The sequence below is a fragment of the Mycobacterium sp. genome (genome assembly GCF_051006775.1).
Classification (GTDB): Bacteria; Actinomycetota; Actinomycetes; order Mycobacteriales; family Mycobacteriaceae; genus Mycobacterium.
On sequence record NZ_JBPCSX010000105.1, the window covers coordinates 1 to 4,037 of the forward strand.

A 4,037-nucleotide genomic window follows, 5' to 3' on the forward strand; every position below is an offset into this window, starting at 1 on the left:
TCGTGGCCTGCACGCGTGGAGCGACCGGGAAGGTGGCCGGCGCCGAGACGTACGGGCCACAGCCAAGCAGTCGCTCAACACGCCGCAAACCCATGGCCGTCACGCGATCAGCCGGACAATCCCGGGGGTGGTTGCCGGCACGTGCGCGGATCGACGCAAGAAGACGGCACGGGTGCCGGATCGCGGTCCTGGCGCTTGCAATGGCGAGGGTCGCAGCCGTCGTCCCAGGTTAAGTTTCTGCCGATAAGCCACATTATGTCAAGTTATCGGGAACGTATTGCAGCAGAGAAGTCGTTCGGTCTGCCCCCGCAGCTGTTCGATCACGCGGACCAAGTGCTCAGCAGAATCCCTTCCCCCAGTAAGGGTCGCGGTTGCGCGCGCTCCGGTTAAAGCAAACATCATCACGGCGATGACATTCTCACCAGCCTTCGCCCGCGCCCGCGCAGCTGGGTTCAGAAAATCAAGATCGATGTCGAATTGATCAAACTGGATCAACTCGACACGCTCATTTCCGAGTTGGACCCCGTGCCCGAGACCCAGAGATTTCCGTATTCCTGACCACACGTTGCGTCGTAGTCTCTTCCCATGCCGTCGTCTGATCTAGAGGCGCAGATCGCCGAGATCCAAACCGCTCTGCTGAAAGGATGCGACGCTCTCGGGGCGATCGTTGCCGACACCATCTGGAATGAGGTGGATTACTACGGCGGGACCGGCCAAGTCGGCAAGGACGAACTCACTTCCGATCTCCGGACGAGTATTCGGCAGATGTTCGAGGCAGTGAATTCCGCTACCCCGTACTCGACCGAGCAGCCGACCAACGTAGGGGAAAGGCGGGCGCGCGCGGGAATTCCCCTACCGGCGATGTTGGAGGCATACGCCATCGCGGGGCGATTGACGAGGCAAGAAGTGGCAGACCTGGCGACCGCCCGCCCAGACCTCAGTCGAGAAGCGTTCATGCGGATCTTCGATCGACTCTGGCTGGCGCAGGACACCTACACCCACGCCATGGCGGGCGCATATCGCGACACGGTGAGCCGCAAGGTTCTCAACCAAGCGGCTGAACGGGCAGCATTGGCGGAAGCCCTCATAGACGGAAGAATCGTCGGGCAGGCGGATCTATGGGAAATCGCGCAGATTTTGAGATTGCCCGCCCAGGGGCCCTACGTCGCCGTTGCCGCCGAGTGCGCATCAGTCGGTCGATCAGCCCTCATGGGAATCGAGGCCAAGCTCGACAGTCTCGAAATCACCTCAGCCTGGCGACTTCTGCCCGACGTCCAACTCGGTCTGGTGTATGTACGCGATGACGCGATGCTGGACCTCCTGAAAGGCACGCTGGCTAGCCTCGCAATCAACCGGGTCGGCATCAGCTCGCGGTTCGACGACCTGCGGGACACGCCTCGAGGCATCAGATACGCGCGGACAGCACTGACCATCGAACCGCCCGATGGGACATTACTCACCACCTTTGAGGCAACGCCGCTTTCGATTGCGGCAGTCAGCGCTCCAGATGTGATGAAACAGGTCTCGTCGGCAGTTCTCGCCGGTTTCACCGACGTCGACGAACGCGAGCGCGAAGTGCTGTTCAACACCTTTCGGATGTGGGCGGACGCCGGCGGCTCTATCGGTGACGCCGCGCAGCGTCTGCACTGCCATGCGAATACTGTGCGCCACAGGCTACGACGAGTCGAAGAACTCACCGGCAAGTCACTCGGTCGGCCGATCGAGCTGGCCGAGCTGTGCCTTGCGTTTGAAGTCGACCTGTTGTTGGGGTAGACGGTAGAGGTCGCCGAAGGTCACCTATTCCATCTCAACCGGGCTGATGGGTCTCACATCTGGTGCCGGCTGTCAGTGCCTCATCCACAACCGAGATGCGCTTGTGTCGTGGGGAGGAACATTTCGGAGCGCCGGTCAGTGGCGGATTTGTGCGGCTGAACAATCCTTTTCACCTGCTGCCGCGACGGCTGCTCGATCGTGTATTTGTTGTACTCATCGTCGCAATGCGGCGGGTAAACGGCTGCCGATTTCCTGCTGAAAAACAATCCGAAAGGCCGCGCTATGACAGGCTCATCCGCACCCGGTCCCAAGTACCGCGACGTTCGCGAGTATTTGGATGAACTCGACCGCCGCGGCCTGCTGAGACGAGTGTCGCGCACGACCAACAAGGACACCGAGGTGATGCCGCTGGTGCGCTGGCAGTTCCGCGGCCAGGAGGCCGAGCAGCGCACCGGCTGGCTGTTCGAGAACCTCACCGATTCCCGTGGACGCAGCTTCGACGGGCAGATGGCGGTGGCCATCGTGGGCGCCTCACCGCAGGTCTATGCCGCCGCCATGGGCGTCGACTCCCCCGATGAGATCGCAGCGAAGTGGCTGCGCGCCGAGCAGAACCCCATCCCGCCGGTGACAGTCTCAGCAGCCGAAGCACCGGTGAAAGAAAACATCATCACCGGCGACGACATTCTCAAGACCGGCGGTATCGACCAGTTCCCAGTCCCGGTGGTCAATCCCGGCACGGATTCCTCGGCGTACTTCAGCGCACCGGTCTGGATCGCCAAGGATCCCGAAACCGGCATCTACAACGCCGGAACTTATCGGGTTCAGCTGAAGGCGGCCGATCGTACCGGCGTGCTGATGATGTCCGGTCAGGACGAGCGCGGCTACTGGGAGAAGGCCCGCCGGCTGGGCAAGCCGTTGGAGGCTGTGCTCATCCTCGCGCCACCTCCGACGCTCTCGCTGGCGAGCGTCAACAAGCTCAACATTTCCGAATACGACGCGGCAGGTGCGCTCGACGGCGCCCCGCTGGAACTGGTGCAAGCCGAAACCGTCGACCTGCTCATTCCGGCGCATGCCGAGATCGCCATCGAAGGCATCATCCGCACCGACATTCTCGAAATGGAAGGTCCCTTCGGCGAGTTCGGCGGCTACGTCGGCGCCGAGGACTACCAGATGATCTTCGAAGTCACCGCCATCACCCACCGCACCAAGCCGATCTTCCAAGCCTTCATCAGCGAGATGCCGCCAAGTGAGAGTTCATGTCTGCGGAAGTTCGGCTGGGAAGGGTTCCTCGAGGAAGAACTGCGGCTCAAGTCGCCAAACATGCGCAAAGTCAGCATCGCCGAAATGTCGGGATCGGCGAACTTCGTGGTGGTCGAATTCCATAAGCCGGTTCCCGGGGAGGTGTGGAACGCACTGCGGGCAGTGGCCTCCTCTCGAAACATGGGGTGGTGCAAGTGGGTCATCGGCGTCGATGACGATATCGACAGCAACGACCTCGATAGTGTGCTGTGGGCGCTGTCCTGGCGCGTACAGCCACACAAGGACGTCCAGATCCAGCGCGGCCGCAACACCGACCTCGACCCCTCCGGGGCGCCGGTCGAAGCGTCGTTCACCGATCGCACCTACCCCGACGGATTCGGTGGCTCGCAGATCATGATCGATGCCACCATCAACTGGGCTTATCCTCCGGTGGCGCTGCCGGCCAAGGAACTCATGGAGAACGCCAGGAAGATCTGGGAAGACGAACTCAAACTGCCACCGTTGACACCACACAAGCCCTGGCACGGATACGGGCTGGGGTACTTCCCCGACAAGTGGGTCGAGGCAGCCAAACGCGCCGTCGAGGGCCGCTACCTCGAAACCGGCGAGGACTACAAGAAGATCCGCACGAAGGTGTCCTACTTCGACGATGGCATTGTTGTCGAACCCTAAACAGACCAACTATTTCCGACCAACGGACCTCAGGAGCTGATTCATGACGACTCTTCGACACGCCATCGCCATCTCTGCACCCCGATCGGCGGTATACGCCGCGCTGGCAAACATCGAGCAGCAGCGCAAGTGGCACGAGGGAACGATGGACGGCGAGATCGCCCCGGGAAAGACGGTGACGTGGACCCCGAAGCCGGGCCTGACCTTCGGCTGGAGGATCGACGAACTCAACCCCGGCGAGTCGATCGTGCGCACCGCGGTGGAGGGGCCGGGCAACACCGCCGGCAAGACGCTGACCATCGCGCTCGCCGATCTGCCGGATGGCCGCACCG

The 4,037-nt window shown here is 62.0% G+C and carries 4 protein-coding genes; 3 read left to right on the forward strand and 1 reads right to left on the reverse strand.

All coding sequences use genetic code 11. The annotated features are described in order from the left end of the window. Positions 1 to 258 precede the first annotated feature (258 nt). Positions 259 to 495, reverse strand: a complete 237-nt coding sequence (locus tag ACR2JI_RS07925; RefSeq protein ID WP_526389532.1) for a hypothetical protein — start codon at positions 493 to 495, stop codon at positions 259 to 261. A gap of 90 nt (positions 496 to 585) precedes the next feature. Between ACR2JI_RS07925 and ACR2JI_RS07930 the strand changes: the two genes are divergently transcribed. The 3 genes from ACR2JI_RS07930 to ACR2JI_RS07940 all read left to right on the forward strand — a co-directional run. After that, positions 586 to 1,773 (forward strand): PucR family transcriptional regulator, encoded by a 1,188-nt coding sequence (locus tag ACR2JI_RS07930; RefSeq protein WP_526389533.1) that lies wholly within the window; start codon positions 586 to 588, stop codon positions 1,771 to 1,773. A gap of 282 nt (positions 1,774 to 2,055) precedes the next feature. Further along, positions 2,056 to 3,705, forward strand: coding sequence for a UbiD family decarboxylase (locus ACR2JI_RS07935; protein ID WP_526389534.1), 1,650 nt, complete (start codon positions 2,056 to 2,058; stop codon positions 3,703 to 3,705). A 43-nt stretch (positions 3,706 to 3,748) separates the two neighbouring features. Next, on the forward strand, positions 3,749 to 4,037 hold a 289-nt coding region (locus ACR2JI_RS07940), incomplete at its 3' end, for an SRPBCC domain-containing protein (RefSeq protein ID WP_526389535.1).